Source organism: Agrobacterium sp. Ap1, assembly GCF_017313375.1.
GTDB lineage: Bacteria > Pseudomonadota > Alphaproteobacteria > Rhizobiales > Rhizobiaceae > Neorhizobium > Neorhizobium cellulosilyticum.
On record NZ_JAFLMY010000007.1, the window covers coordinates 75340 to 99920 of the forward strand.

The following is a 24581-nucleotide window of genomic DNA, read 5'->3' on the forward strand; positions in this document are numbered from 1 at the left end:
CTGGATTTCACATATTCTGACTAGAAGACAACGGGGTGGGTGGCGCCGGTCTCGACATTGACGAGGCCCTGCGGGGCATGGTCGCTTGGCGCGACCAGAACCCAGCGCCACGGCGCGCAGGTGAGCGTGGCAAAGGCCAGCCGCTCCGGGAACCCGGCGAACCAGCGCGGATGAAAACTCGGCTCGTACATCCAGTCGACCTTTTCGCCCTCGGCATAAAGCGCCTGCATCTCTTCATGTAGGTCTTCCGCCGGGCGGCAGCTCATCAGGCCGGCGACTTCGTAGCGCACGCGGGCGACGACCTGTCCTTCGCGCACAAGCGCCCAGCCGCCGTCATTGTCGGCGACCGCGTTGACGGCTTTCGCCATGGCTTCGTCGGAAGAGCCGACGCACCAGATATTATGCTTGTCATGCGCCATGGAGCAGGCGAGTGCCGTATCGGGTGTCGACGGGCCGCAACCGAGCCAGAACATTTTCGACACGGCAGCCTTGCCGGAAAAACGGTCAATGACCGAGAATTTGGTGATGTTGCGGGCGTGGTCGCGCTCCACGAGACCATCTTTGACCTGCAGGTCAAAGGTCAAAAAGTCGTCGGTCCAGTGGAAGGGGCGCAGAACAGCGGCGGTCATCGTCTCGCGGCCGGGTTCGGCCTTGATGGCGAAATCCTTGGCCGTCAGGTCGCGGCCGATATTGATGGTGTTCGTCGCCCATTCCGGCCAGTCGATCTTTGGCACGTCCGGCAGATAGGTATTGCCGTCGGAGACCTGTTTTCCATCTGCCCAGACCTTTGCGATCTCGAATTTTTCGACATTCGACAGAAGCACGATATCGGCATAGCGGCCCGGCGCGATGGAGCCGACCCAGGGGGTGAGGCGCATGTGGCGGGCGGGGTTGATGGTGACGCACTGGATAGCGATTTCCGGCGCAAGGCCGGCCTCGATCGCAAGCCGCACATTGTGGTCGGTGGCACCGAGTTTCAGCGTGTCGGACGCAGACCGGTCGTCGGTGGTGAGCGCGATCTGCGACCAGTCGGCAAGGCCACGGTCGAGCAGGCCCTTGATCACTTCCGGCAGGCTGTGTGGGCGAAGTTCCATGAACAGGCCGTGGGTGAGCTTGTCCCAGAACTCTTCCGGCGTCCAGGCTTCATGGTCGGAGGCAAGGCCTGCGGCGGCGAAGGCGTTGATTGACGGCAGGTCGCGGATGCCGGCGGCATGGCCCTCAACGACGGCGCGCTTTTCGAATGTCGCGCGGATCATGCCCCAGAGGCGTTCATGCGACGGATTTTCCGGGTTCCACACGGCCGGCCAGTCCATCACCTCGTCGAGGCCTGCCGTCATCAGGCTCTGTTGAAGAAAGGCCTTCTGCTCGTCATACCCGAGATAACCGCCGCCATGCTCGTAGGCTGTGGGTGGGACGGCGGAGCCGGGCAGGGGAAAAATCTTCAGCGGCGAACCGGCCTCACGGGCCTTCAGCCAGAATTCCAGCGTCTTTGCGCCGTTGACGTTGGAGAATTCGTGGCTCGCCTCGCAGGTCCAGGTGTTTCCGCGCGGAAGAACCAGGGCTGCCTCCCATTCGGGCGTCAGATGCGAGCTTTCGATATGCTTGTGCACTTCGCCAAGGCCCGGCACGGCGGAAAGATCCGGTTCGTGAACACGGGTGCTCACTTCGCCCGGATAGGAGCCGGCCTTGCCGACATAGGCGATGCGGCGATCCTTGATGATGATTTCCTGGTCTTGCGACCATGTGCGGGTCGCGACATCCAGCAACCGCCCGACACGCAGAGCCACATCGGCCTTTTCCTTGCCGAGCGCGACCAGCGTCAGGCGCTGGCGGATCCGCACTTCGCTGTCGGCATCGATGATGGTGTCTTGAATTTCAAAAGGCATGGTTTTCTCTGCGTCGTATTTCCGGGTCGCGGGCCCTGCAGTGATAGTCCGTGGCGGGGGCCAGTCAACCGTTCAAATCCATCGGACCGGATTGTGAGCCAAGCTTTCGCCGCTATGCTCGGATCGAGCGAAAATTGACATATGTCATTGTAGGTTTTCGAGACCGCGACATAGTTTCCGGGAGGCCGCGAAAGGCTTGCTTCCTGGCCGCATTGGTCCAGAATTTAGTCTTCTAAATCGATTTAGTACGCGTGATGAGCGCGACTTACCACGCACCATGATTCAATTTGAGGTGGAATTATCATGACAGTTAGCACGATTGCGGAGCTGGACGCGCTTGTGGCGCGGGTTGAAGCTGCACAGAAGGCTTATGCGAGTTTCAGCCAGGAGCAGGTTGACGAAATCTTCCGCAACGCCGCACTGGCGGCTGCGAATGCTCGTATCCCGCTTGCCAAGATGGCGGTTGAGGAGACCGGCATGGGTGTGATGGAGGACAAAGTGGTGAAGAACCATTTTGCCTCCGAATATATCTACAACAAATACAAGGACGAGAAGACCTGTGGCGTTCTCTCCGAGGAGCCGGAATACGGGATTGCAACGGTTGCTGAGCCGATCGGCCTGATCTGCGCCATCGTGCCGACCACCAATCCGACCTCGACGGCGATCTTCAAGGCGCTGATTGCGCTGAAGACCCGCAACGGTATCGTCTTCTCTCCCCATCCGCGCGCCAAGCGCGCCACCTGCGAGGCGGCTCGCCTCGTTCTGGAAGCCGCCGTCAAGGCCGGTGCGCCGAAGGATATTATCGGCTGGATCGACGAGCCAAGCGTCGAGCTTTCCAATGCGTTGATGCATCATCCGGCGATCGACCTGATCCTGGCAACCGGTGGCCCCGGCATGGTCAAGGCCGCCTATTCATCAGGCAAGCCGGCAATCGGCGTGGGTGCCGGCAATACGCCTGCCGTCATTGATGAATTTGCCGATATCAAGCGCGCTGTTGCCTCGATCCTGATGTCGAAGACCTTCGACAATGGCGTCGTCTGCGCCTCGGAACAGTCCGTTGTCGTGGTCGATGCCGTCTATGATGCGGTACGCGAGCGTTTCCGCACCCATGGCGGTTATGTTCTGTCGAGCAACGAGGCGGGTGCGATCAAGAGCCTGATCCTGAAGAAGGGCTCGATCAATGCCGAGATCGTCGGCCAGTCAGCGCACAAGATTGCCGAGATGGCAGGCTTCGAGGTTCCGAACGGCACCAAGGTTCTGATTGCCGAAGTCGAGGCGATCGACGAGACCGAACCCTTTGCCTATGAGAAGCTGTCGCCACTTCTGGCCATGTACAAGGCGAAGAACTTCGAGGCTGCCTGCGACAAGGCCGAGGCGCTGGTTGCCTTCGGCGGCGTCGGTCACACCTCGGTTCTCTATACCGACCAGGATCTTCAGCCCGAGCGCATTGCTACTTACGGCGCGAAGATGAAGACCTCGCGCATCCTGATCAACTCGCCGGCCTCGCATGGCGGTATCGGCGATCTCTACAACTTCCGTCTCGCGCCGTCGCTGACGCTCGGTTGCGGCTCGTGGGGGGGCAATTCGATCTCGGAAAATGTCGGCCCGCAGCATCTGATCAACAGGAAGACGGTGGCCATGCGCGCAGAGAACATGCTCTGGCACAAGTTGCCGCCATCGATCTACTTCCGCCGCGGCAGCCTGCCGTTTGCGCTTGAAGACCTGAAGGACAAAAAGCGTTGCCTGATCGTCACCGACCGCTTCCTGTTCGAAAACGGCAATGTCAACGACACGATCCGCATCCTCAAGGATCTCGGTCTCGAGGTCGAAGTCTTCTTCGAAGTCAGCGCCGACCCGACGCTTGCCGTCGTGCGCAAGGCGACAGCACTCGCCAACGCCTTCCAGCCGGACCTGATCCTTGCCGTCGGTGGCGGTTCACCGATGGATGCGGCCAAGATCATGTGGGTCATGTACGAGCATCCGGATGTCGAGTTCACCGATCTGGCGTTGCGCTTCATGGATATCCGCAAGCGCATCTACCGCTTCCCGACGCTCGGCAAGAAGGCCATGTTCGTGGCCGTTCCGACGACCTCGGGCACCGGTTCGGAAGTGACCCCGTTTGCGGTGGTGACCGACGAGAAGACCGGCATCAAGTATCCGATCGCCGACTACCAGCTGACGCCGCATATGGCGATCGTCGACGCCAATCTGGTCATGAACATGCCGAAGTCTTTGACCGCGCATGGTGGTATCGACGCGGTTACGCATGCGCTTGAGGCCTATGTTTCGGTCATGGCCAACGAGTATTCCGATGGCCAGGCGCTGCAGGCATTGAAGCTGCTCAAGACCTATCTTCCCTCGGCCTACAAGAACGGCGCCAAGGACCCGAAGGCTCGCGAGCAGGTTCATAATGCCGCAACGCTTGCCGGGATTGCCTTTGCCAATGCCTTCCTCGGCGTATGCCATTCGATGGCGCACAAGATCGGTGCGGAATTCCACATTCCGCATGGCCTGTCTAACGCGCTGCTGATCTCCAACGTCGTCCGCTACAACGCAGTCGACAATCCGAGCAAGCAGGCGGCGTTCAGCCAGTATGACCGGCCGAAGGCGCTATGCCGTTATGCCGAGATTGCCCAGCATCTCGGCCTCGGCGGTAAGAACGACGCGGCATCCGTCGAGAACCTCGTCCAGTGGCTGGAACAGCTGAAGAAGGATCTCGACATTCCGGCCTCGATCCAGGCAGCCGGTGTCGGCGAAGCCGACTTCATGGCCAAGGTCGACAAGCTCGCCGAAATGGCCTTCGACGACCAGTGCACGGGTGCCAACCCGCGTTATCCGCTGATCGCCGAAATCCGCGACGTTCTGATCGCCAGCTACCACGGCGAGGCTTATGTCGAGGAACAGGACAAGCCGGCCGCCAAGGAACCGCGTGTGGTTCCGATGAAGGCCAAGGGCTGACACTGACGTAAAACAACCTGCGCGCTGGCGGTCGCCGGCGCGCAGGGCCGCCTTAAATCTGGGTTGCGACTGGCTTGGGCAGGGTCACCAAGCCTGATGTTGTTGGCCGGTATCCAATGGATCAGGCTGGAATCGCATTCAGGTGAAATGGCGCTGGGTCGACTCGCGAATGATCAGCGCAGGCTCCAGCGTAAGATCCGTGGGTTGCGGCTTTTCTTCGATCATCGCAATGATCTTCTTCATCACCACTTCGCCGGTTGCCTGGCTACAAACGTCGACAGTTGTCAGCGGTGGCGTGACGTAGCGGCTGATCGGAATATTATCGATCCCGGCAAAGGCCACGTCATCGGGAACCTTGAAGCCAAGCGAACGGGCCTCGTTCATCATGCCGATCGCCACAAGGTCATTCCAGCCAATGATCACATCCGGGCGATCCGGACGCAGCAACACGCGGGCCGCGGCGCGTTCTCCTGCTTCATTCGTCGGTTCATCCACGTCGAAGATCAGAAGTTCCATCCCTGCCGGCTCCAGGATTTGCCTCAAGCCCTGAATGCGGTCGGCATTCGATGGTGCGCGCGAGTAGCCCATGTAACCGAACCGCTTGAATCTCTGCCGAACGAGATATTGCGCGAGCAGTGCAGCAACCTGAACGCTGTCCGTCCCCACTGTCAGGACATCATCGCGCTCTGGCTGTCCTAAAAAGGCGACCGGTTTGTCGAGTTCGGCCAGCCAGTCAGTGACGTCTTTCGGAATGCGGGCGCTGACGATCAAACCATCCGTGCGCGGCGCCAAGGCCTCCAATAGCGGGCGAACTGCCGCAATACTCTCCTCCATGTCCACGACGAAGAGATAGTAGCCGTTTGCCAGCGCCACCCGATTGGCACCCTTCACGACATTGGAATAATGAGGATTGGCGAGATCCATCACCGCAAGCCCGATTGCGGTCGTACGGCCGGTGACCATGGCGCGGGCAAGAGAATTCTGGCTGTAGCCCAGATCCTCGATCGCTTCGCGCAGCTTCTCTTCCACTGCCGGTGAGAATGACTGCTGGCCATTCACATATTTCGACACCGTCGCGATCGATACGCCGGCTTTCTCCCGCAACATCCCGGATGGTCGGTCTTTTCGGGCGCTTCATGCAGATAAACGCTTTCCTTGTTTTCTTCTGTTTAACGTAACTGCCGGCGATGCGGATTTCGTTCTCATTTCGGGTGTTGACAATAACACATTATTTTCCGCGATTTCGGTTGATCCATATCATTCTATCAAGCTCCTGCCGCGCTAAAAATATCAGTTAAACGTTTTCCTTTTATGGGAAGCGTGCCTTTGAGCCGCTGGCTTAGAGGAAAGCGGCTCTGCCGGGGACAGACGTTTGGCATGTTCTGGAGGCGTGCAGGGCGAATGGCTATTTTAGAGGAGGTTTCCCATGAAGAAGGTAAGGGCGTTCGCGTTTGCAGCGCTGGCAAGCACGACGATGGTGTCTACGGCCTATTCGGCAGAGACGATCAATGTCTGGATGCGATACGGCGATGCCGAACGGCCGACGATTGCGCGCATCGTTGACGGGTTTACGGCCGAGACAGGGATCAAGGTGGACCTCTTTCTCGCAAATATCGATTTTGAAACGCGTCTCACACGTGCCGCTGCGGGTGGCAGCCTGCCGGATCTCTGCTCGAAGCCGTGCCTTCCCTCTACTATCGCATACAGGGCGAGATCGATCGCCGTGCGTTGAAGCTTCTCGAAGGGCCGAAACATTACGGCTGGTATCTGGGCCGGAACAACTGGACGGCATGGTGCGCGCACAATCTCTTGCTCGCCGCCTGCTACACGGTCGAAGACGACCAGCGCCTCGCAGCTATCGCGATGAAGCTGATGGTGCCGATGCAGCGCTTCTTCGATACAATCGAGCCATCCGGCGCCTGCATCGAGGGACCGGGCTACTGGGTGGTCAGCGCCGGACGGCTTGCCGGTTTCGTCAGCCTTGTCGAAGAACGTTTCGGCATCGATCTGAAGGCGGGGGATAATCAGAAATTCCGCAATTTCGGGGAGCATATCCTGCCGCTCAATATCGGGGGCAACCTCTTCGTCAACTTCGCGGATGGCAGTCTGAAGATCGATCTGGATCAGGGACTGCTCAGCCGCTATGCGAGCCTTATCGGCTCTGACCAACTATCCGGTCTTGTCGCCGATGATATCGACCGTTCGGCGCGGCACAAGCTCGCCAATCCGGGCCGGGGCCGTGGGCGCAATGACTATGCCCGCCAGTTTCTCGTTCACCTGACCCGACTGCTTTTCTGGACACCGGAAAACAGAAAGTCGGCGGCAAGGACATGTGAGAAAAGCGTCTGGCTCGCCGACATGCAGATGATGATTGCCCGATCCGAGAAAAAGGCCGGAGCCGGGCTGATGCTGAGCGCGATCGCCGGCAGCAATGACCCGGAGGTCAACCATCACTCCCATAACGACGTTGGCCATTTCAGCGTCTATCTGGACGGTGAGCCGATGATTATCGATCTGGGGCAGGGGCCTATTCGCGCGCTACTTTCACCGAGACGCGATATGATATGTGGCATATCAGTTCGAAGGGGCACAACGTTCCTGCCGTGAACGGCCATCTGCAATATGCGGGAAAAGGCTCGCAAGCGCGCGATGTTGCGTACCGCCACGAGGGTACCAGCAGCTATCTGTCTCTCGACGCAAGCCCGGCTTATTTCCCTGATCCCGGATCGCGGCGAATGACCCGACACCTCAATTTCAGCCATGACACGGCAAAGATAGAGATCAGCGACGAGATCGATTTGGGCGAGCCGCTCACCCGCTTTGAACTTCCTCTTTATGTCTCCGATCGAAAAATAGTGGTTGGGACTGACGGAGTGTGCCGGCTCTACGGGAAACACAGCGTACTGGTCATCACCCCGGAAAATCTTCGCGTCACCGGTTTGGAGCCGATCGAGATTACAGATCCGCGCCACCTCGATGTCTGGGGAAACCGGGTTTTCAAGATCGGCTTCGAGGCGATTGACATCGAAAAGGCGATCTTCGGTTTCTCGATCGAGATCGGTTGATCTCTGTTGAGTTCTGCGCAGCGCTTATCGCTGATCCATCAGAGGGTGAGTGAAAGCGCTGCCGATGTTGGCCCCGAGCTCCGTGCCGGATGCTGGCAGATAGCATATCGTGAGAGATGTGGCATATGTTGTCGGAAGCGGAAGATCCGGCCTGGCAGTCATTATCGAAATCACGAGATCCAATCCATGAACATCAAGCAACTGGAAGTGCTTCGCACGCTTCTGGCAACCGGCTCGACGATTGCCGCTGCAAAGACGATGGGCCTTAGTCAGTCCGGTGTCAGCCGCATGCTGCAGCAGCTGGAGCAGGATCTCTCGATCACCTTGTTTGCGCGTGACAAGGGCCGTCTCATCGCGACGCCCGAGGCGCTTGCGCTGGGCCATGACGCGGAAAATGTTCTTCTTGCCGTGGACCGTATGTCCAGCCATGCGGAAGATCTGCGCAGCGGTGCATCCGGCCCGGATATCGTACGCATCGGGCTGCCAAGCAGCATGTGGGAAAATTTCGCTCCGGCCATGCTGGTGGATTATATTCGTGACTTTCCCGGTGTGCGCATCGAGACTTTTTTCGAAACCACGACGGCGATCAACAAGCTGGTTGGGGAACGTATCATCGATCTCGGTTTCCTGCGCATGGAAGGGGAGACAGGACCGGGGATTGTGGTCGACAAGGTGGCAAGCGGCACGAGTGTCTGCGTCGTGCCCAAGGACCATCCATTGGCGCAACTGGAAACAATCTCGGCAAAGGACCTGCGCAATGTGCCGCTGGTTCTTATCGGCCGGCAGAGACCGAACCGGATGGCACTCGACCAGCAGTTTGCACGCGCCGGTGTGAAGCAGATGGTGAAGATCGAGACGCATACCAACAGCTCGGCCTGTGCCTATGTTGCGCAGGGGTTGGGTGTGTCGATCATCAGCAGTTTCTACGCCAATCTGTATCGGCATCTGCCTGTCGTGCAGCGCCCTTTCGTTCCACAGGCCAGGCAGGATTTCGGCCTGGCGCGGGCTGCGGGCTTTCCGCTGTCGATCGCGGCGCAAGCCTTGAGCGATGCACTGCAGCGGCAAATTCGGCTTTCTCAAAAAATCGAATGAGATTAGCTAATTAATCCTGAAACTCGGGCTTTCCGGCCGACGAGATGCGGCCCGCGAGATGCATAGACATATGACAAAATCACATAATATTGCGTATCAAAAGTCATTTCGTCATAGTCTTAACTAACGAAACCGATGCTGGCGGAATGGAAAGCCGCCTTCAATCGTGGGGAAACAATGCTAAGATTTATCCTGAGCCGTCTTCTGATGGCGCTGCCGACGATCGTGCTTGTCTCGATTACAGTGTTTGCGCTGATCCGCTTCATTCCCGGTGACCCCGCAGCCCTGATGCTGGGCGACATGGCGCAGCCCGACCAGATCGCCGCCATGCGCACCGAGCTTGGCCTCGACAAATCGATGCCGCAACAATTCGCCATCTGGGCCGGAAATGTCCTGCAGGGTGATTTCGGGCGCTCGATCGTCAATGACGAGGAAGTCCTGCCGCTCGTCGTCTCGCGCTTCATGGTCAGCGCGGAAATCGTCGTGATCGCCGTTCTGCTGGCCAGCCTGATTGCGGTGCCTGCCGGTGTGATTGCAGCCTGGCGGCAGAACAGCGCAACCGATCTGGCGCTGGTCGGTACTGCGACGGTGCTTTTGTCGATCCCGACATTCTGGCTCGGCCTTCTGCTGCTGCTTCTGTTCGGGCTGAAACTCGGCTGGCTGCCGGTTCTCGGTTACGTGTCGATCGGCGACAATGTAGTCGGCGGCCTGCTCTATCTGGTGTTGCCGGTGATGACGCTTGTCATCCATGAGGCGGGCGTGCTGATCCGCATGGCGCGTGCCTCGACACTGGAAGTGCTGCGTCTCGACTACATCACCCATGCCCGCGCCAAGGGTCTTTCGGAAAGCGCCGTGTTATGGCGGCATGCATTCAAGAATGCATTCGGCCCGACATGGACGATGATCGGCCTCATTCTCGGCAACCTGCTTGGCGGCATTGCGGTCATCGAGACGGTGTTCACCATTCCCGGTCTCGGCCGCCTGATGGTCGACAGCATTTTTGCCCGCGATTACCCGGTTATCCAGGGCTGCCTGCTGTTCGTCTCCCTCTCCTACGTGCTGGTCAATCTCGTCGTCGACCTGCTTTATCCCCTGTTCGATCCGCGGGTTGTCGCCGAATGAAAAAGTTCACTCTCAACGGCCTTATCGGCGGGTTTCTCATCACCGTTCTCATCGCAACCGCCGCACTTGGCCTGTTCTGGACGCCGTTCGACCCGATGAAACTGTCGTTCACCGCCCGTCTTGCCGGGCCGAGCGCCACGCATCTTCTCGGGACTGATGAATTCGGCCGCGATGTGCTGAGCCGCCTGATGGTCGGAGCCCAGGCGAGCGTCTGGATCGGCTTTCTGACCGTCAGCTTCGCCACGATCTTCGGCACTCTCATCGGCCTTGTCAGCGGTTATGCCCGCGGCTGGATGGATGGTGTCATCATGGCCGTCAACAATGCGCTTTTGGCCTTTCCCGGCATTCTTCTGGCGCTTGGCCTGCTTGCCGTCTTCGGCGCCAACCAATACGGCATCATCTTTGCGCTCGGTATTGCCTACACGCCGTCGATGGCACGCGTGGTGCGCGGCGCCGTGCTGTCGCTGCGCGAACGCGAGTTCATCGAAGCCTCGCGGGTGATGGGCAATGGGGAGCTGTTCACGCTGTTCCGACATGTCCTGCCGAACTGCCTTGCGCCGATCACCGTGCTTGCCACCTCGATGTTCGGCTGGGCGATCCTGTCGGAAAGCGCGCTTTCCTTCCTCGGTCTCGGCGTGCCGCCACCGGCACCCACATGGGGCAATATGCTGGCCGCCGGCCGTCCCTTCATCCAGCAGGCCGTCTGGCTGGGTCTTTTCCCCGGTATCTGCATCGCGCTGACCCTGCTCGGCATCAATCTGCTCGGCGACGCCCTTCGCGACCGCCTCGACCCGCGCATGAGGGGCCTGAAATGACCAAGGACATGTCCGCAGAAACGCTTTTGAGCGTCAACAGCCTTTCGCTTGAAGTTGCCCATACCGGTCTCGAGGTGGTCAAGGGCATCTCCTTCGACATCGCGCCGGGCGAAATCTTTGGCATCGTCGGCGAAAGCGGCTCCGGCAAGACGCTGGCCACCCGTGCGCTGATCTCGCTTCTGCCTCCGGCGATCAAGGTTACGGGTGGCTCCGTCCGCTACAAGGGCCGCGATGTCCTGACAATGAAGGACAGGGAGCTTCGGCATCTGCGCGGCGGCGAAATCGGCGTGGTTTTCCAGGAGCCGATGACATCGCTCAACCCGTCGATGACCATCGGCCGGCAGCTGGAGGAGGGGCTTGTCCTTCACACCAAACTGTCGCCACAGGACCGTCGCGCCCGCATTCTCGACATGCTGAAGCGTATCGGCATCAAGAATCCGGAGGGAGCGCTTGCCGCCTATCCGCACGAGTTTTCCGGCGGCATGCGCCAGCGTATCATGCTCGCGTCGGTCATGCTGCTGAAACCGGCGCTGTTGATCGCCGACGAACCGACCACGGCGCTCGATGCCGTCATCCAGCGCGATGTCATGGAGCTTATGGTCGAGCTGACGCGGGCCGAAGGCACCGCCGTTCTTCTGATCAGCCACGACCTGCCGATGGTGGCGCGTTATACGAGCCGCATCGTGGTGATGGAAAAGGGCTCGATCGTCGAACAGGGGCGCACCGAAGATCTGCTCGATGCCCCGCAGCACGATTATACGAGGAAGCTTCTGTCCTCTCTGCCCTTCCGCGGCGAGGCGCGTGCGCTCGATACGTCGAAGGCACCGATGGTTTCGGCCCGCAATATCGTTGTCGATTATGCGGGACGCAAATCTTTGCTCAAGAAGGCGAAACCCAAGCGCGCCCTGCATGGCATCAGCATCGATATCCACGAGGGCGAGGTCGTCGCGCTGGTCGGCGGCTCCGGTTCCGGCAAAACCACGCTTGGCCGCACGATTGCCGGTCTGGTCAAGGAAAGCGAAGGCGATATCCGCTTTCAGGGGCGTTCACGCGACGAGGACTGGCGCGACTATCGCCTGAACTGCCAGATGGTGTTTCAGGACCCGTATTCCTCGCTCGATCCGCGCATGACGATCCTGGCGCTGGTCGAGGAGGCGCTCCGACTGGTGCCCGATCTCGACGCTCAGGCAAAGCGCAAGCGGGCGCTGGAAACGCTGGAGGAAGTAGGCCTTAACGCCGATTACGCCAGCCGCTATCCTCACGAGCTTTCCGGTGGCCAGCGGCAGCGTGTGGCGATTGCCCGCGCGATTGCCCGCCGGCCGCGCTTCCTGATCGCCGACGAGCCGGTCTCGGCGCTCGACGTGACGGTGCGCGCACAGGTGCTCGACCTCTTTTCCGACCTGCAGAAACGCTACGGCTTTTCCTGCCTGTTCATCAGCCACGATCTCGGCGTGGTCGAGCAGGTGGCTGACCGTGTCGTCGTCATGCAGGACGGCCGGATCATCGAAGAGGGAGATCGCGACACGATCTTCGACAACCCCAGGCAAGCCTATACCCGCCGCCTGCTCTCGGCCATTCCCGCGCTCGGCCACAACGAGCGGGGCGGCGTGACACTCAAATGGCGGCTCGAAAACGATGCATAACAGGATGAATACGATGACTACTGCCGACCAGCTGTTCGCGATCTGCGACGCCCAGCCCTTTGTCACGCGCTTCATGGTGCGCAATCTGTTGACGGGTGAGGAAATCCGCCGTGGCGCCGACGAAGAAACGCCTTCCGGCAGCACCCGCAAGACGTCGATCATGATGGCCGCACTCAAGGCGGCACATGAAAGGCGGCTCGATCTGGATGAACCGGTGACCTACGAGGAAAGGTTGGCCAAGGAAGTGGCGAGCGGCATGTTCCGCTACATGACGCCGGGTATCGTGATTTCGCTGAGAGACGCGATCACCGGCATGATGACGCTGAGCGACAATGTCTGCACGAAAATGGTGCTGGAGCGGCTGACGCTGGAAGAGGTGGATGGCTATTGCAAGGCGCTCGGCATGGCCAATACACATCATCGTTTCCTCATTCCGCCGCTCGCCCTGCCGGCCGACCATGCGCTGACGACGGTGACGACGACATCGGCCGCCGATCAGGTTCTGCTGCTGCAGACCATTCTCGATGCGCAATCCTCGACGCAGGCGCAGGAGAAGCTCGGATGTAGCGCCGAACTGTGCTCCTTCGCCATGGAGACGCTGAAGCACCAGATCCTGCGTTACGGCATCCGTTCACGCCTGCCGTTCGAAACGCTGGTGGCGAGCAAAAGCGGGCGCGGCAAGCGCGGCCGCATGGATGCCGGCATCGTTTACAAAGGTGGCGCGCCGTTCTTCATCATCACCGCCTATACCGATGACGTGCCGCAGGTCATGGCCGATGGCACGCCGGGATACACGCTTTCGCTCGAAACGATCGGCCGGTTGGCGCAGGCCTGCTGGAACGGGTTCCAGTCGTAGACATCAACAATAGCAAAAAGAGGGTAGAACAATGAAAAAGCTTCTTCTGGCAGGCACGGCTCTGCTTGCAATGACCAGCATAACCAATGCCCGCGATATCACGATCGCGCAGAGTTCCGATCTGCGCAGCGCCAATCCCGGCGTCAACCGCGATGGCAATACCGATGGCGTCATCCTGCATATCGTCGAGGGGCTTGTCGGTTACAACAATAGCGGCGAGGTGAAGCCGCTTCTGGCCAAGAGTTTCGAAACCTCCGCCGACGGCCTGACCTATACGTTCAAACTGCGCACGGATGTGAAATTCCACAACGGAAAGACGATGACGGCGGAGGAGGTCGTCTGGAACTGGACGCGGTACCTGAAGCCGGAAACCAAATGGACCTGCCTCAACGACTTCGCCAAGGGCGGTGCAGCACCGGTTACGGACGTGAAGGCCGCGGATGCTTCGACCGTCGCAATCACTCTTGAAAAGCCATCTGCGGTTTTCCTCGGCCTGATGTCGCGTCCGGAATGCGGTTATACCGGCATGATCTCACCGGATTCCGTTGCTGCCGATGGCAGCTTCGTCAAGCCGATCGGCACCGGACCGTTTCAATGGGACGAGTGGAAGAAGGGTGAGTATATCCATCTGAAGAAATTCGCTGATTACGTCTCGCCGGAGAATGACGGCAAGCCGGATGGCATGGTCGGCTCCAAACGGCCGCTGGCCGACGGCATCAAGTTCATGATTATCCCGGATGCATCGACCGTGAAGGCCGGTCTGGAGTCCGGTGTACTCGATACGGCCGAAATTTCACCCGATCTTATCCCGGAGTTCAAGGCCAGCGATAAGACGCAGCTGATCGTTTCGCGCAACAACGGCAAGAACCTTTTCTATATCCAGACCCGCGACAAGGTCTTGAGCAATCCTGGCGTGCGTCGCGCCATGGCAATGGCGCTCGATCTCGATGAACTGGTGGCCGCTGCATCGAACGGGACCGGCGAGGCGAACGGCTCGATGGTATCGCAGGACAGCGTCTATTTCGACGAGGCCCAGAAGACGCGTCTTCCCTACGATATCGAGGCTGCCAAGAAGGAACTGGCAGATGCCGGCTACAAGGGTGAGCCGATCTCGATCATCGCCAACAAGCGCGGCAACGTGCCGAGCTTCCCGGCGGCCGTCATGGCGCAGGCGATGATGCAGCAGGCGGGCCTCAACGTGCAGATCGAAGTGCTGGATTACGCGACCCAGGTCGACCGCCGCCGCTCCGGCAATTATCAGGTGATCTCGCAGTCGGTCGCGCCGCGTCTCGACCCGGCGCTGATGTATTCTTTCTATGTCGGCAACAAGGACAAAAACGCATCGCTGATGTGGGACGATCCGAAAGCCGTCGAACTGATGAACGCCGCTTATGCTGAAGCCGATCAGGAAAAGCGTCAGAAGATCTTCGATGAGTTCCATGAGCTGATGCTGAAGGAAATGCCGGGCATCTTTCTCTACGACATGGTGGACGTCTGGGGCGCGACGAAGAAGCTGAAAGGCCAGCCGGTCTGGCAGTCGAATGCCCGCCTCTGGGAAGTCTCGGTCGAAAACTGAGTCTTGAGCGCGCCGGCAAGGATCGGCGCGCCTGTCTACCTTTTCAAGGAAATTCAACCGACGGGAGATCGCCGGATGTTTTTCTGCGTCCTGAGGGCGCTCACACATTCATGCGAGGACAGGCCATGAACCGCGATGCCGTGACGTCGATTGCCAACGCGATCGAAGAGATGAAACCGGAATTCTCCGAACTCAGCGACAGAATCTGGGATTTTGCCGAGTTGAAGTTCGAAGAAAGGCGTTCGTCGGATATGCTGGCAAAGGCGCTGGAGAAGAATGGGTTTGCTGTGCGTCGTGGCGTGGCGGGCATGGACACGGCCTTCATCGGCGAATTCGGCAGCGGCAAGCCGGTGATCGCGCTGCTCGGAGAATTCGACGCCTTGGCGGGAATGAGCCAGGCTGCGGATGTGGCCGAGCCCAAGCCGATCGTTTCCGGCGCGACCGGCCACGGCTGTGGCCACAATCTTTTGGGTGTCGGTTCCCTGATGGCGGCCATCGCGCTCGCCCGGCATATGAGGGACAACAACCTAGCTGGCACCGTGCGTTATTACGGTTGCCCCGGGGAAGAAGGCGGCTCGGGAAAGACGTTCATGGTGCGTGCGGGCCTGTTTGATGACGTCGATACGGCGCTTACCTGGCATCCGGCGCCATTCAACGGCGTACGCTCCACCAACAATCTGGCGGTTCTTGAATATTTCTATCGCTTCAAGGGCCTCGCCGCCCATGCCTCGAATGCAGCGCATCTCGGCCGTTCGGCGCTGGATGCCGTTGAACTGATGAACGTCGGCGTCAATTTCCTGCGCGAACACATGCCGCAGGATTGCCGCGTGCATTATGCGATAACCGATACCGGAGGGCGCGCCGCCAATGTCGTGCAGGCCCATGCGGAAGTTGTCTATCTGGTTCGCGCGCCGGAAATGTCGCAGGCGCTCGATCTTGCCAAGCGTGTCGACAAGGTCGCCCGCGGCGCGGCAATGATGACCGAGACAGAGGTCGAAATCGTCTTCGACACGGCCTCCACCAATCTTCTGCCAAACATCACCCTTGAAACGGCCATGCATGACAACATGGTGGCGCTCGGTCCCATCGCTTTCGATGAAACGGATCTCGCATTCGCCAAGTCTATCCAAGACACATTTACTGACGAAGCTATCAGGAGCAGCATCCGCCTTTATCAGATCAAGGGCGATGTTTTTTCCAATGCAAAGGTCGATGGTTCGACACCGTTGCATCTGGGTCTGCGCGACTTCGAGGGGTCTTCGCATTTCCGTGCCGGATCTACGGACGTGGGAGATGTAAGCTGGGTAACGCCGACAGCGCAATGCTGGACGCCCACCTGGGCAATCGGCACCAATCCTCACACCTGGCAGGTGGTGGCACAGGGAAAAAGCGCGGGGGCTCACAAAGCCATGGCACATGCAGCAAAGACGCTGGCGGCGACTGGCCTCTCGCTTATGACGTCTCCCGAACTTCTGGAAGCCGCAAAGGCGGAATGGACAGAGAAGACCGATGGCCGGAAATATGTGTGCCCGATCCCCGACAATGTGATGCCCGCCACACATTCCTCTGTGTGAAAAGAGATACGGCCATTCAGGCAATGGCCACACCATATGCTGACACAAAGCACCCGGGCAAATCGCTAGTGATGCGCAGCGGTGGAGAACGAACCTTTGCGTGGCCGGTAGATGATGGCCAGCACCGCGATCCAGTAGCCAAAGAAGACAATGAGCTGCATCAGGTTCGGCCGGGCGCGATAGCCGGTCATGGATGCGAAGAAACCGCCGGCTGTCGTGCCGTCGGACATTAGGAAATTGCTGTTCCACAGCGCGTGCGACAGGCGCGGCAGGATATCGAGATTGATCAATCCGTCGATCCCTGTCATCAGCAGGCCGCAGGCGAGGAAGAGCAGCACGATCTCGGAAATCCGGAAGAAAACCCGCCAGGAGATGACCCGGCTGCCGGTCATCAGCAGGGCATAGGTGATTGCAGCCGCGACGAAACCGGTCACTCCGGCAAGAATTCCGGCAAGCAGCGAGCCCATGACACCAGCAGACAGAATACCGTAGATGAACACGACCGTTTCGCTGCCTTCGCGGGCAACCGCAATGAGCGCAAGGGCGAAGACACCCCACCAACTGCCTGCGGCAACCGCCGTGCTGAGCGAACTTTCGAGCTCGCCGCGCATCGAGCGGCCGTGGCTGCGCATCCAGAAGACCATCTGCAGGATCAGCCCGGCTGCGAGCAGCGCGATCACCGTCTGGTAGATCGTCTGGGCGTCGTCGGAGACTGTTTCGCCCAGCCAGAGCAGGAGTCCTGCAAGCACACCGGCGACGCCGAGCCCCGCCGCTGCGCCGCCCCAGAGAAAACCGCGGGCGCGGCGCGTCTCCACGCTCCGGCTGACCAGCCAGGCATCGAGAATGCCGATCACCAAAAGGGCTTCGACGCTCTCGCGCCAGACGACAAAGGCAATGGAGGCAAACATGTCAGTCCTCAGAAGGAACCGCGACGAGAACGGCGGGCGGAGCGTCCGGATGAAAATCGTCGAAGAACGAATATTCGCCCGGATCAAGATATTTGATGACGATGAAGGTGGAGACCCCCGGTCCGATCACCTTCTCCTTGCTCAACGGAATGCTCTCGAACTCCGCCGGTGTCTTGCCGTTGTTGATCAGCCGGATTTCGAAGCGGGTTTCGGCCGGCACTTCGAGACGCGACGGCGAAACCACGCCATCGTTGAACGTTATGGTGAAGCTTGGATCGTCAGCGGCCGCCACTATTGCCGGCGGAACAATCGAAAACGCGAGGAACAGCGCCATGGTGAGGCCAAGGCACTGTTCCTTACGGGGGGAAGAGTGATCAGTAGCCACCCTTTTTGCCCACGCCCGTGAAAGTGAAGTCATAGCTGGTCTCGAACGGCTCGAACCATTTGGCGACGCCGGTTTCGTCATCGACATGGCGGCCGAACATCATCCCGTCCGGCGCTGCAATCTTGAACACGAGGTTATAGTCGCCGGGGCCGTCGAGCTTGACGTTGTCGCCGTAATGCGGCCCGTCGGAGGCAACCATCGGCATCAGCGGGCCTTCCGACACTTTCACGCCGCCCTTGGTCAGCACATAGCTAATCGTCAGGTTCGGCACCCAGTCGCCATTGGCAAACCCGTTCTTGTTATCCTTCGTCGCGTGGATATCGGCTTCCAGATGCACGTCGGAATCGGCGGCTGCGCGCATCATGTGAGCCGGCTCCATCAGGATCGGCTGCAGATAGACCGCAGCCACTTCCATACCGCCTGCTTCCTGCGGCTCGCCGATCGGATATTCCAGGGCAGATGCCGAGCCGGCGGAAAAGAGTGTTGCAGCAGCAAAAGCGGCGGGCAGGAATGCCGTCTTGAAAATTTGGGTTTCGCGCATAACAGGTCCTTTTCGGGAAAATGTGGCGCGAACATCTGCCTGGAAAAATGTGGAGTCAAGCCTGAAAGTTTTCATCAAGGTCATGATATAAATGACAAAATTCAAGTACTTCGGCTGATCTCCATGTTAAATATGAGAGTGTTTATCCTGATTGATTGGTATCTCATTCCAATTCGGGCGTGCGACATATTTACACGCTGGAATTGTTGTTGTGCCGAGAGAGATGAAATGACAGAGGTTTACCGTCATCGTGATTTCGCTCCGGCGGCAACGTTCGCGCCATCGCTGCTGGTTGAGGCGGAGGAACTGCCCGAACGCCCGAACTGGCTCATCGCACTCGAAGCATTCTTCGTGCGGACGCGCCCGTATTACTGGATCATCCAGGGCATCATGTTTCTCGTGTTTCTTCTGGTGCTCGGCCTGCCGCTTCTGCTGCCTGATCCGCCGCCGGAAACGACGCCGCTGTCGAATGGAACGCTGGCGCTGCAATATCTGCTCTGGGGCATCTGGTTCCCGCTTGTCTTTCTGTCGGTCATCGTCTTCGGGCGGATCTGGTGCGGTCTTTTGTGCCCGATGGGGGCTGCGTCCGAGCTTGCCAATCGTTACGGGCTGCAGCGCCGGATCCCGGCCTGGATCCGCTGGGAAGGCACGCCTGCGCTCAGCTTCATCGTAATGACGCTTTACGGCCAGACGATCGGTGTGCGGGATCATCCAGAAGCTGCTGCCGGACTTTTCGGCGGCACCATGCTTTTGGCAATCGCGATCGGCGGCCTTTATGGCCGCAAGAAACGCGTCTGGTGCAGGCATCTCTGCCCGATCGGCCGGGTGCTCGGGCTTTATTCCCGGCTTGGCGCGGTTCAGTTCACGCCGAAAATCCGGCTGCCGGGCGGCGATGCCTATAGCCAGAAAGGTGCCTGCCCGACGATGATCGACCTGCCGCGCAAGAGTGAAAGCCGGCACTGTATCGAGTGCTTTCGCTGCGTCCACCCGCACGCGGCTGGCAGTATCCGGCTGGATATCCGTCGTCCGGGCCGCGAGATCGAGGATATTCGTGATCATCGCGCCAACAAGGCGGAGGCCTGGTTCCTGTTTCTGGATACCGGAGTCGCCCTCGGCGGCTTCCTCTGGCTGGTGCTGCCGCAATATCAGCAATGGCGGCAGGCTTTTGGCGTGTTTGCAATCCAGCATCACTGGAACTGGGTCACTACTGTCGGCCCATCCTGGCTGATGAGTATTCATCCGGCGCGTGCGGAAGTGTTCCGCTGGCTCGATTTCGTCATGATCGTCTTCTTCATGTTGGCGGTCATGGCGGCATTGACCGCTGTCCTTGCCTTGTTGACTGCGGCGAGTGCCTTTCTGGCGAAGCGTGCAGGGGCAGATGGCGGCTTCGGGCAGTTGTTTACCGAACTCGGTTATCAATATGCTCCGATTGCGCTGATTAGCCTGATCATCGGGCTTGGGGCAGAACTGCTGGAACCGTTGCGATATACCGCTTTTGGTGCAAGCGGCGCGGGCGCGATCCGCGGCGGGCTGTTTCTCATGGGGCTGCTGTGGAGCGTCTGGCTCGGAATAAAGATCCTCGAACGACAGCAGGTCGCACCAATCAGGCGCTTTCTGCCTCTGCTTCCGGGCATTGCCGGCAGCCTTTTCGTCGGCCTTGGCTGGTGGCCGGCGATCATCGGGCTTTGATCGACAGCATTGCCGCGCTGGCGGCGGGTGTAACCTTTCTTAACGTGACGACACACCGGCCGCGCGTCTGATCGCTACGGTTCCTTCCGTATCATCCGCAGACATGTGCGGATAAAACCGAAAGGTGCCTCATGTACGGGATATCCCGATCAGTGCTGCCGCAACTGCGTCTTGCCGTCTCGGCATTGGTGCTGTGGTTGGTGTTCTTCTCCGCGTCACAGGCTGAAAGCCAGACGCCGGTCACGGTCGTCGTCGCTCGAAAAGGCGAGGTGACCGAGAAGATCCCCGTTGTCGGCTCGCTGGTTGCCAGGGAAGAGGTGGAAGTTCGTCCTTTCATCGAGGGACGGGTGATCGAACATATCCTTGCCGAATCCGGGCAGCGGGTCGAGAGAGGGCAGCCGCTTGCGCTGATCGACACGACCGAAGCACGCATGCTGCTCGACAAGAATTCGGTCAGCATGCTGCGGGCAAGAGCCGCCGCTGAAGTGGAGGAAAGCAGGCTGGAAGTTGCCGCCGTCAGCGAGGCGGAGGCGCGCAAGCTCCTGGAGCGCAGTCGGGCGCTACAGCCGAGAGGCGCCGTATCGCAGCAGCTTCTGGACGAACATGAAAATGCCCATGCCCGTGCGGTGGCGGAACTGCGGCTTGCCCGCCAGTCGCTTGCGCTGGCGGAAGCCGATGCGGAGCTGATTGCCCGCGAGCGGAAGGAAATCGAGCTGACGATCGAGCGCAGCACGGTCCGTGCGCCCGATGCCGGGCTGGTGCTCAAGCGAACAGCGCGCATCGGGGCGATGACGTCTGCTTCCGCCAATCCGCTATTCGTCATCGCCAAGGATGCTGAAATCGAGTTTTCCACGCAGGTGACGGAAACGAGTTTTCTGCGGCTCGATGAAGGCATGCGGGCGCAGATCAGCCTGCCGGGATATGAGGGGCAGCTCGGTGGCAGGTTGCGGCTGAATGCAGCGCAGGTCGATCCGGTTACGCGCAGCGGCGAAGTGCGCATCGAACTGGATGAGGCGGATGGGCTGAAGCCCGGCGTCTTTGCCCGCGGAAGCATTAACGCTCCGGCGCGGCGTAACATTCTTCTACCCGGCAGTGCGGTGAATACCGCAAGCGGCGCAAGCAATGTCTTCGTCGTCAAGGACGGTGTCGTGGATCGTCGCGATGTGACTGTCGGCATCCGGCAGGAGGGCTTTGTCGAAATAATTGCCGGTGTCAGCGATGGCGAGATGGTCGTGCTGAAATCCGGCGGGTTTCTGAAAGCCCAGGAAAAGGTCCGGCCCGTTATGGCCATGTCGGAGCGGTCTGTTTCCGATCACATGGCCTCGGCCCTTGCCATGGAAAGCAGGGAGATGGCGCGATGAGCGGCAATATTTCCGCCTGGGCGATCCGCAATCCGCTTCCCTCCATCCTGCTTTTCGTCATCTTGACGGTTGTCGGCATCTACAGCTTTACCCGGCTACCGATCACCTATCTCCCGACGATCATAACGCCGGCCGTGAAGGTCACGGTCGAGCAATCCGGCGCCACGCCGGTCGAACTGGAAACCGAGGTGACGCGGCTTGTCGAAAATGCGATCGCCTCGCTTCCGGCGATCAAGGAATTGTCGTCGACGATCGGCGAGGGGCGTTCGGTCACCACGGTCGAATTCGAACTCGGCCTGGTTTCGCCGGATCGGGCGATGAACGATGTGCGAGATGCCGTGACAAGGATCAGGGGTGATCTGCCGAGCGCGATCGACGAGCCGATCATCGAACGGATCGAGGAGGAGGCGCAATCGATCGTCACTTATGCCGTCTCCAGCCAGGAAATGACGGTGACCGAACTATCCTGGTTAATCGATGACACGGTAAAACGCGACCTGCAGGGGCTCTCCGGCGTCGGGCGTATCGATCGGATCGGCGGGGCCGACCGCGAGATCCATGTCGAGCTCGATGCCGACCGGCTGCAGGCATTGTCGCTTTCGGTCAACTCGGTCAACGAGACGATCATGGAAACCCAGCTCGACCGTTCGGGCGGGCGCAGTGATATGGAGGGCCGCGAACAGGTGCTGACGACAGCCGCCGCCGCTAGCACCGTTTCCGGCTTGGCGGAAACCCGCCTGTCGCTTGGCGGCGAAAACTCGGTCCGGCTGGCGGATGTCGCAACCGTCAGCGACACCTTTGCCGAACCGCGCGCGTTTGCGACTCTGAACGGTTCCGATGTCGTCGGTTTCTCAGTCTATCGGTCCCAGGGCGCAAGCGCCGTCACCGTGGCGAATGGAGTATTCGCTGCGGTCGAAAAACTACGTCTCAGCCATCCCGGTCTTCGCTTCGAGATTGTTGATGACACGATTTCATACACGGAAGGAAATTATCATTCGGCGATCAATACCCTGCTCGAAGGGGCGGCACTTTCGATCATCGTCGTGTTCCTCTTCCTGCGCGATTGGCGCGCGACGCTGGTTGCGGCTGTCGCATTGCCGCTGTCGATCATCCCGACATTCTTTGCCATCGACATGCTCGGCTTTTCGCTCAACATCCTCAGCCTGCTCGCCATTACGCTGGTGACCGGCATCCTGGTCGATGATGCGATCGTCGAGATCGAAAATGTTGTCCGGCATCGCAACATGGGAAAATCCGCCTATCGCGCGGCACTCGATGCATCGGACGAAATCGGTCTGGCAGTGATTGCGATCTCGGCAACGATCATCGCCGTCTTTGCGCCTGTCGGGCTGATGAGCGGTGTCGTTGGGCTATATTTCCGCGAATTCGGCCTGACCGTGGCTATCGCGGTGTTCTTTTCGCTTCTCGTCGCGCGGCTGATCACTCCGGTCATGGCCGCCTATATCATGACCGCCGCTCCGCCGGTCGAACCGAGAAAAGGAAAATTGTCGCTCGCCTACGAGTGGCTGCTGCGGCTGACGCTGCGGTGGAAATGGTTGACGGTCACAGCCGCCTTCGGCCTGTTCGCGCTGGCGATGATGTCACTTATGTCGGTTCCGACCACGTTCCTGCCGGAAGAAGACACCGGCCGCCTGACGCTGGCCGTCGAATTGCCACCCGGCACAAGCCTCGACGAGACCCGTCAGGTCACCGACGGGATTGCCGCCACGATCGGTAAGCTCGCCGAAGTCGAGGGTGTGCTGGTTCGGGCCGGATCGAGCATGAGCGGCCAGCAGGATGTGCGTTATGCTGTCGTCTCCGTCGACCTCGTGCACAAGGCGGAGCGTAACCGGTCTTCCTTTGCTATCGAAGCCGAACTCGAAAAGGCGCTGGTCGATATTCCAGATGTGCGACTGCGCTTTCTCAACGATCGCGGCGGTCGCGACATATCTTTTTCCGTGCTGGGCAGTGACGGCGATGCCGTTCAGGCCGCGACCGATCGGATCCTTCGCGAGATGGCATCAGACAGCAGCTTTGTCGGGGCTTCGAGTGACAATGTCGCGATGCGGCCGGAGCTGCGCATGACGGTCGATACCGAAAAGGCGGCGACGCTCGGTGTCTCCACCGCAGCCATTGCCAGCACGATGCGGATTTCGACGATCGGCGATGTGGATTCGCGCCTGGCGAATTTTATCGAGGGCTCGCGGCAGATCCCGATCCGCGTGGTTCTCGATCGCGCCGCGCGGGGAAATTTGGGGGTCTTCGAGACGCTGAGCGTTCCGGCCGCAAATGGTGGACAATTGCCGCTGTCGGCGGTCGCCACGATCAGTCTCGATGAGACAGTTGCGGCGATCGATCGTTTCGAGCGCCAGCGCCGGATCGAGATCGGCGTTGACATGGCGAATGGCCTCACATCAGGCCAGGGGCTTGAGCGGTTGATGCAGCTCGAAAGCGTGAAGACCCTGCCGGATGGCGTGCGTGTCCAGGCGACCGGCGATTCGGATACGGAAGGAGAGATATTCGAGAGTTTTGCCGTTGCCATGGGTGGCGGCATCATGCTGGTGCTCATCGTCCTGATCCTGCTTTTCAAAAGCGTCCTGTCGCCTTTCACCATCCTGGCATCGCTGCCACTTTCCATCGGCGGGGTCGTCGCGGCGCTGCTTCTCAGCGGCTACCCGATATCCCTGCCTGTCGTGATCGGTATCCTGATGCTGATGGGTATCGTCACCAAGAATGCGATCATGCTGGTGGATTTCGCCGTCGAGCGGGAGGCGCATGGGCTTTCGCGCGGAGAGGCGGTTGTCGAAGCCTGCCGCGAGCGGGCGCGCCCGATCATCATGACGACACTTGCCATGGTAGGCGGCATGTTGCCCTCGGCTTTCGGTATCGGAGAGGGGGGCGAGTTTCGGGCTCCGATGGCAATCGCGGTGATCGGCGGGCTGCTGGTTTCCACCATCCTCTCGCTGGTGGTGATCCCCTCCCTGCACCTGATCGTCTCCGCCGGCGGCGATCGTGCAGGCCAAATCTTCAGGCCTTTCCTCCAGTCGGCCGAAGCGGACCTGAAAGAGGTCCAGAAATAGGCGCGCCATGATCCGACGGCCCCCCAGGCC

The 24581-nt window shown here is 59.8% G+C and carries 19 protein-coding genes; 14 read left to right on the forward strand and 5 right to left on the reverse strand.

Features of this window, described 5'->3' with window-relative positions; translation table 11 throughout:
- Nucleotides 1-20: 20 nt before the first annotated feature.
- Entirely contained in the window at nt 21-1886 is a 1866-nt protein-coding gene (locus JZX87_RS15625; protein WP_206826635.1) for an adenine deaminase, read from the reverse strand.
- Between the two features lie 303 nt (nt 1887-2189).
- Between JZX87_RS15625 and adhE the strand changes: the two genes are divergently transcribed.
- A complete protein-coding gene (gene adhE / locus JZX87_RS15630; RefSeq protein WP_206826637.1) occupies nt 2190-4844 on the forward strand; it encodes a bifunctional acetaldehyde-CoA/alcohol dehydrogenase in 2655 nt (884 codons plus the stop codon).
- Between the two features lie 138 nt (nt 4845-4982).
- Here adhE and JZX87_RS15635 read toward each other — a convergent pair whose 3' ends face one another.
- Nucleotides 4983-5951: a LacI family DNA-binding transcriptional regulator gene (locus tag JZX87_RS15635; RefSeq protein ID WP_206826639.1), complete on the reverse strand. Its 969-nt coding sequence runs from the start codon at nt 5949-5951 to the stop codon at nt 4983-4985.
- A 319-nt stretch (nt 5952-6270) separates the two neighbouring features.
- Here JZX87_RS15635 and JZX87_RS15640 point away from each other — a divergent pair, with 319 nt between their 5' ends.
- The 10 genes from JZX87_RS15640 (at nt 6271) to JZX87_RS15685 (ending at nt 16587) form a co-directional block, all read left to right on the forward strand.
- Nucleotides 6271-6576, forward strand: a complete 306-nt coding sequence (locus JZX87_RS15640) for a type 2 periplasmic-binding domain-containing protein (RefSeq protein ID WP_206826641.1) — start codon at nt 6271-6273, stop codon at nt 6574-6576.
- Nucleotides 6525-7451 carry a hypothetical protein gene (locus JZX87_RS15645; RefSeq protein ID WP_206826643.1) on the forward strand — a complete coding sequence of 309 codons (927 nt, stop codon included), beginning with the start codon at nt 6525-6527 and terminating at the stop codon, nt 7449-7451. The genes JZX87_RS15640 and JZX87_RS15645 overlap by 52 nt, the downstream gene beginning before the upstream one ends.
- A 128-nt stretch (nt 7452-7579) precedes the next feature.
- A complete protein-coding gene (locus tag JZX87_RS15650; protein ID WP_206826645.1) occupies nt 7580-7909 on the forward strand; it encodes a hypothetical protein in 330 nt (109 codons plus the stop codon).
- 186 nt (nt 7910-8095) lie between these two features.
- Complete coding sequence (locus JZX87_RS15655) at nt 8096-9001, forward strand: LysR family transcriptional regulator (protein WP_206826647.1); 906 nt, start codon at nt 8096-8098, stop codon at nt 8999-9001.
- Nucleotides 9002-9178: 177 nt separating this feature from the next.
- Entirely contained in the window at nt 9179-10123 is a 945-nt protein-coding gene (locus JZX87_RS15660) for an ABC transporter permease (RefSeq protein WP_148146885.1), read from the forward strand.
- Complete coding sequence (locus JZX87_RS15665; RefSeq protein ID WP_206826649.1) at nt 10120-10938, forward strand: ABC transporter permease; 819 nt, start codon at nt 10120-10122, stop codon at nt 10936-10938. Before JZX87_RS15660 ends, JZX87_RS15665 begins: the two co-directional genes overlap by 4 nt.
- A gap of 8 nt (nt 10939-10946) precedes the next feature.
- A complete protein-coding gene (locus tag JZX87_RS15670) occupies nt 10947-12581 on the forward strand; it encodes an ABC transporter ATP-binding protein (protein ID WP_206826838.1) in 1635 nt (544 codons plus the stop codon).
- Nucleotides 12582-12594: 13 nt separating this feature from the next.
- Nucleotides 12595-13437: a serine hydrolase gene (locus JZX87_RS15675; RefSeq protein ID WP_148146889.1), complete on the forward strand. Its 843-nt coding sequence runs from the start codon at nt 12595-12597 to the stop codon at nt 13435-13437.
- A gap of 31 nt (nt 13438-13468) precedes the next feature.
- Nucleotides 13469-15013: an ABC transporter substrate-binding protein gene (locus JZX87_RS15680; RefSeq protein ID WP_206826651.1), complete on the forward strand. Its 1545-nt coding sequence runs from the start codon at nt 13469-13471 to the stop codon at nt 15011-15013.
- Between the two features lie 125 nt (nt 15014-15138).
- Nucleotides 15139-16587, forward strand: a complete 1449-nt coding sequence (locus JZX87_RS15685) for a M20 family metallopeptidase (RefSeq protein WP_206826653.1) — start codon at nt 15139-15141, stop codon at nt 16585-16587.
- Between the two features lie 65 nt (nt 16588-16652).
- On the opposite strand, the gene JZX87_RS15690 is transcribed toward JZX87_RS15685, so the two are convergent.
- Genes JZX87_RS15690 through JZX87_RS15700 form a run of 3 tightly spaced genes read right to left on the reverse strand, consistent with a single transcriptional unit; the run spans nt 16653 to nt 18421 of the window.
- Nucleotides 16653-17495: an FTR1 family iron permease gene (locus JZX87_RS15690; protein WP_206826655.1), complete on the reverse strand. Its 843-nt coding sequence runs from the start codon at nt 17493-17495 to the stop codon at nt 16653-16655.
- A gap of 1 nt (nt 17496) precedes the next feature.
- A complete protein-coding gene (locus JZX87_RS15695; RefSeq protein WP_148147068.1) occupies nt 17497-17829 on the reverse strand; it encodes a cupredoxin domain-containing protein in 333 nt (110 codons plus the stop codon).
- Between the two features lie 40 nt (nt 17830-17869).
- Nucleotides 17870-18421, reverse strand: a complete 552-nt coding sequence (locus JZX87_RS15700; RefSeq protein WP_206826657.1) for an iron transporter — start codon at nt 18419-18421, stop codon at nt 17870-17872.
- Nucleotides 18422-18649: 228 nt separating this feature from the next.
- On the opposite strand from JZX87_RS15700, the gene JZX87_RS15705 reads away from it, so the two are divergent.
- From JZX87_RS15705 to JZX87_RS15715, 3 genes are all read left to right on the forward strand, one after another.
- A complete protein-coding gene (locus JZX87_RS15705) occupies nt 18650-20110 on the forward strand; it encodes a 4Fe-4S binding protein (protein WP_206826658.1) in 1461 nt (486 codons plus the stop codon).
- A gap of 131 nt (nt 20111-20241) precedes the next feature.
- A complete protein-coding gene (locus tag JZX87_RS15710) occupies nt 20242-21471 on the forward strand; it encodes an efflux RND transporter periplasmic adaptor subunit (protein ID WP_206826659.1) in 1230 nt (409 codons plus the stop codon).
- Nucleotides 21468-24551: an efflux RND transporter permease subunit gene (locus JZX87_RS15715; RefSeq protein WP_206826660.1), complete on the forward strand. Its 3084-nt coding sequence runs from the start codon at nt 21468-21470 to the stop codon at nt 24549-24551. The genes JZX87_RS15710 and JZX87_RS15715 overlap by 4 nt, the downstream gene beginning before the upstream one ends.
- Nucleotides 24552-24581: the final 30 nt, after the last annotated feature.

Bases quoted from the DNA above. Each gene is read 5' to 3' on its own strand.
- JZX87_RS15680 (WP_206826651.1), top strand. From the start codon at position 13,469: ATGAAAAAGCTTCTTCTGGCAGGCACGGCTCTGCTTGCAATGACCAGC.
- JZX87_RS15640 (WP_206826641.1), top strand. From the start codon at position 6,271: ATGAAGAAGGTAAGGGCGTTCGCGTTTGCAGCGCTGGCAAGCACGACG.
- JZX87_RS15695 (WP_148147068.1), bottom strand. From the start codon at position 17,829: ATGGCGCTGTTCCTCGCGTTTTCGATTGTTCCGCCGGCAATAGTGGCG.
- JZX87_RS15685 (WP_206826653.1), top strand. From the start codon at position 15,139: ATGAACCGCGATGCCGTGACGTCGATTGCCAACGCGATCGAAGAGATG.
- JZX87_RS15710 (WP_206826659.1), top strand. From the start codon at position 20,242: ATGTACGGGATATCCCGATCAGTGCTGCCGCAACTGCGTCTTGCCGTC.
- JZX87_RS15665 (WP_206826649.1), top strand. From the start codon at position 10,120: ATGAAAAAGTTCACTCTCAACGGCCTTATCGGCGGGTTTCTCATCACC.
- JZX87_RS15650 (WP_206826645.1), top strand. From the start codon at position 7,580: ATGACCCGACACCTCAATTTCAGCCATGACACGGCAAAGATAGAGATC.
- JZX87_RS15715 (WP_206826660.1), top strand. From the start codon at position 21,468: ATGAGCGGCAATATTTCCGCCTGGGCGATCCGCAATCCGCTTCCCTCC.
- JZX87_RS15675 (WP_148146889.1), top strand. From the start codon at position 12,595: ATGACTACTGCCGACCAGCTGTTCGCGATCTGCGACGCCCAGCCCTTT.
- adhE (WP_206826637.1), top strand. From the start codon at position 2,190: ATGACAGTTAGCACGATTGCGGAGCTGGACGCGCTTGTGGCGCGGGTT.
- JZX87_RS15625 (WP_206826635.1), bottom strand. From the start codon at position 1,886: ATGCCTTTTGAAATTCAAGACACCATCATCGATGCCGACAGCGAAGTG.
- JZX87_RS15670 (WP_206826838.1), top strand. From the start codon at position 10,947: ATGTCCGCAGAAACGCTTTTGAGCGTCAACAGCCTTTCGCTTGAAGTT.
- JZX87_RS15635 (WP_206826639.1), bottom strand. From the start codon at position 5,951: ATGTTGCGGGAGAAAGCCGGCGTATCGATCGCGACGGTGTCGAAATAT.
- JZX87_RS15705 (WP_206826658.1), top strand. From the start codon at position 18,650: ATGACAGAGGTTTACCGTCATCGTGATTTCGCTCCGGCGGCAACGTTC.
- JZX87_RS15700 (WP_206826657.1), bottom strand. From the start codon at position 18,421: ATGCGCGAAACCCAAATTTTCAAGACGGCATTCCTGCCCGCCGCTTTT.
- JZX87_RS15690 (WP_206826655.1), bottom strand. From the start codon at position 17,495: ATGTTTGCCTCCATTGCCTTTGTCGTCTGGCGCGAGAGCGTCGAAGCC.
- JZX87_RS15660 (WP_148146885.1), top strand. From the start codon at position 9,179: ATGCTAAGATTTATCCTGAGCCGTCTTCTGATGGCGCTGCCGACGATC.
- JZX87_RS15655 (WP_206826647.1), top strand. From the start codon at position 8,096: ATGAACATCAAGCAACTGGAAGTGCTTCGCACGCTTCTGGCAACCGGC.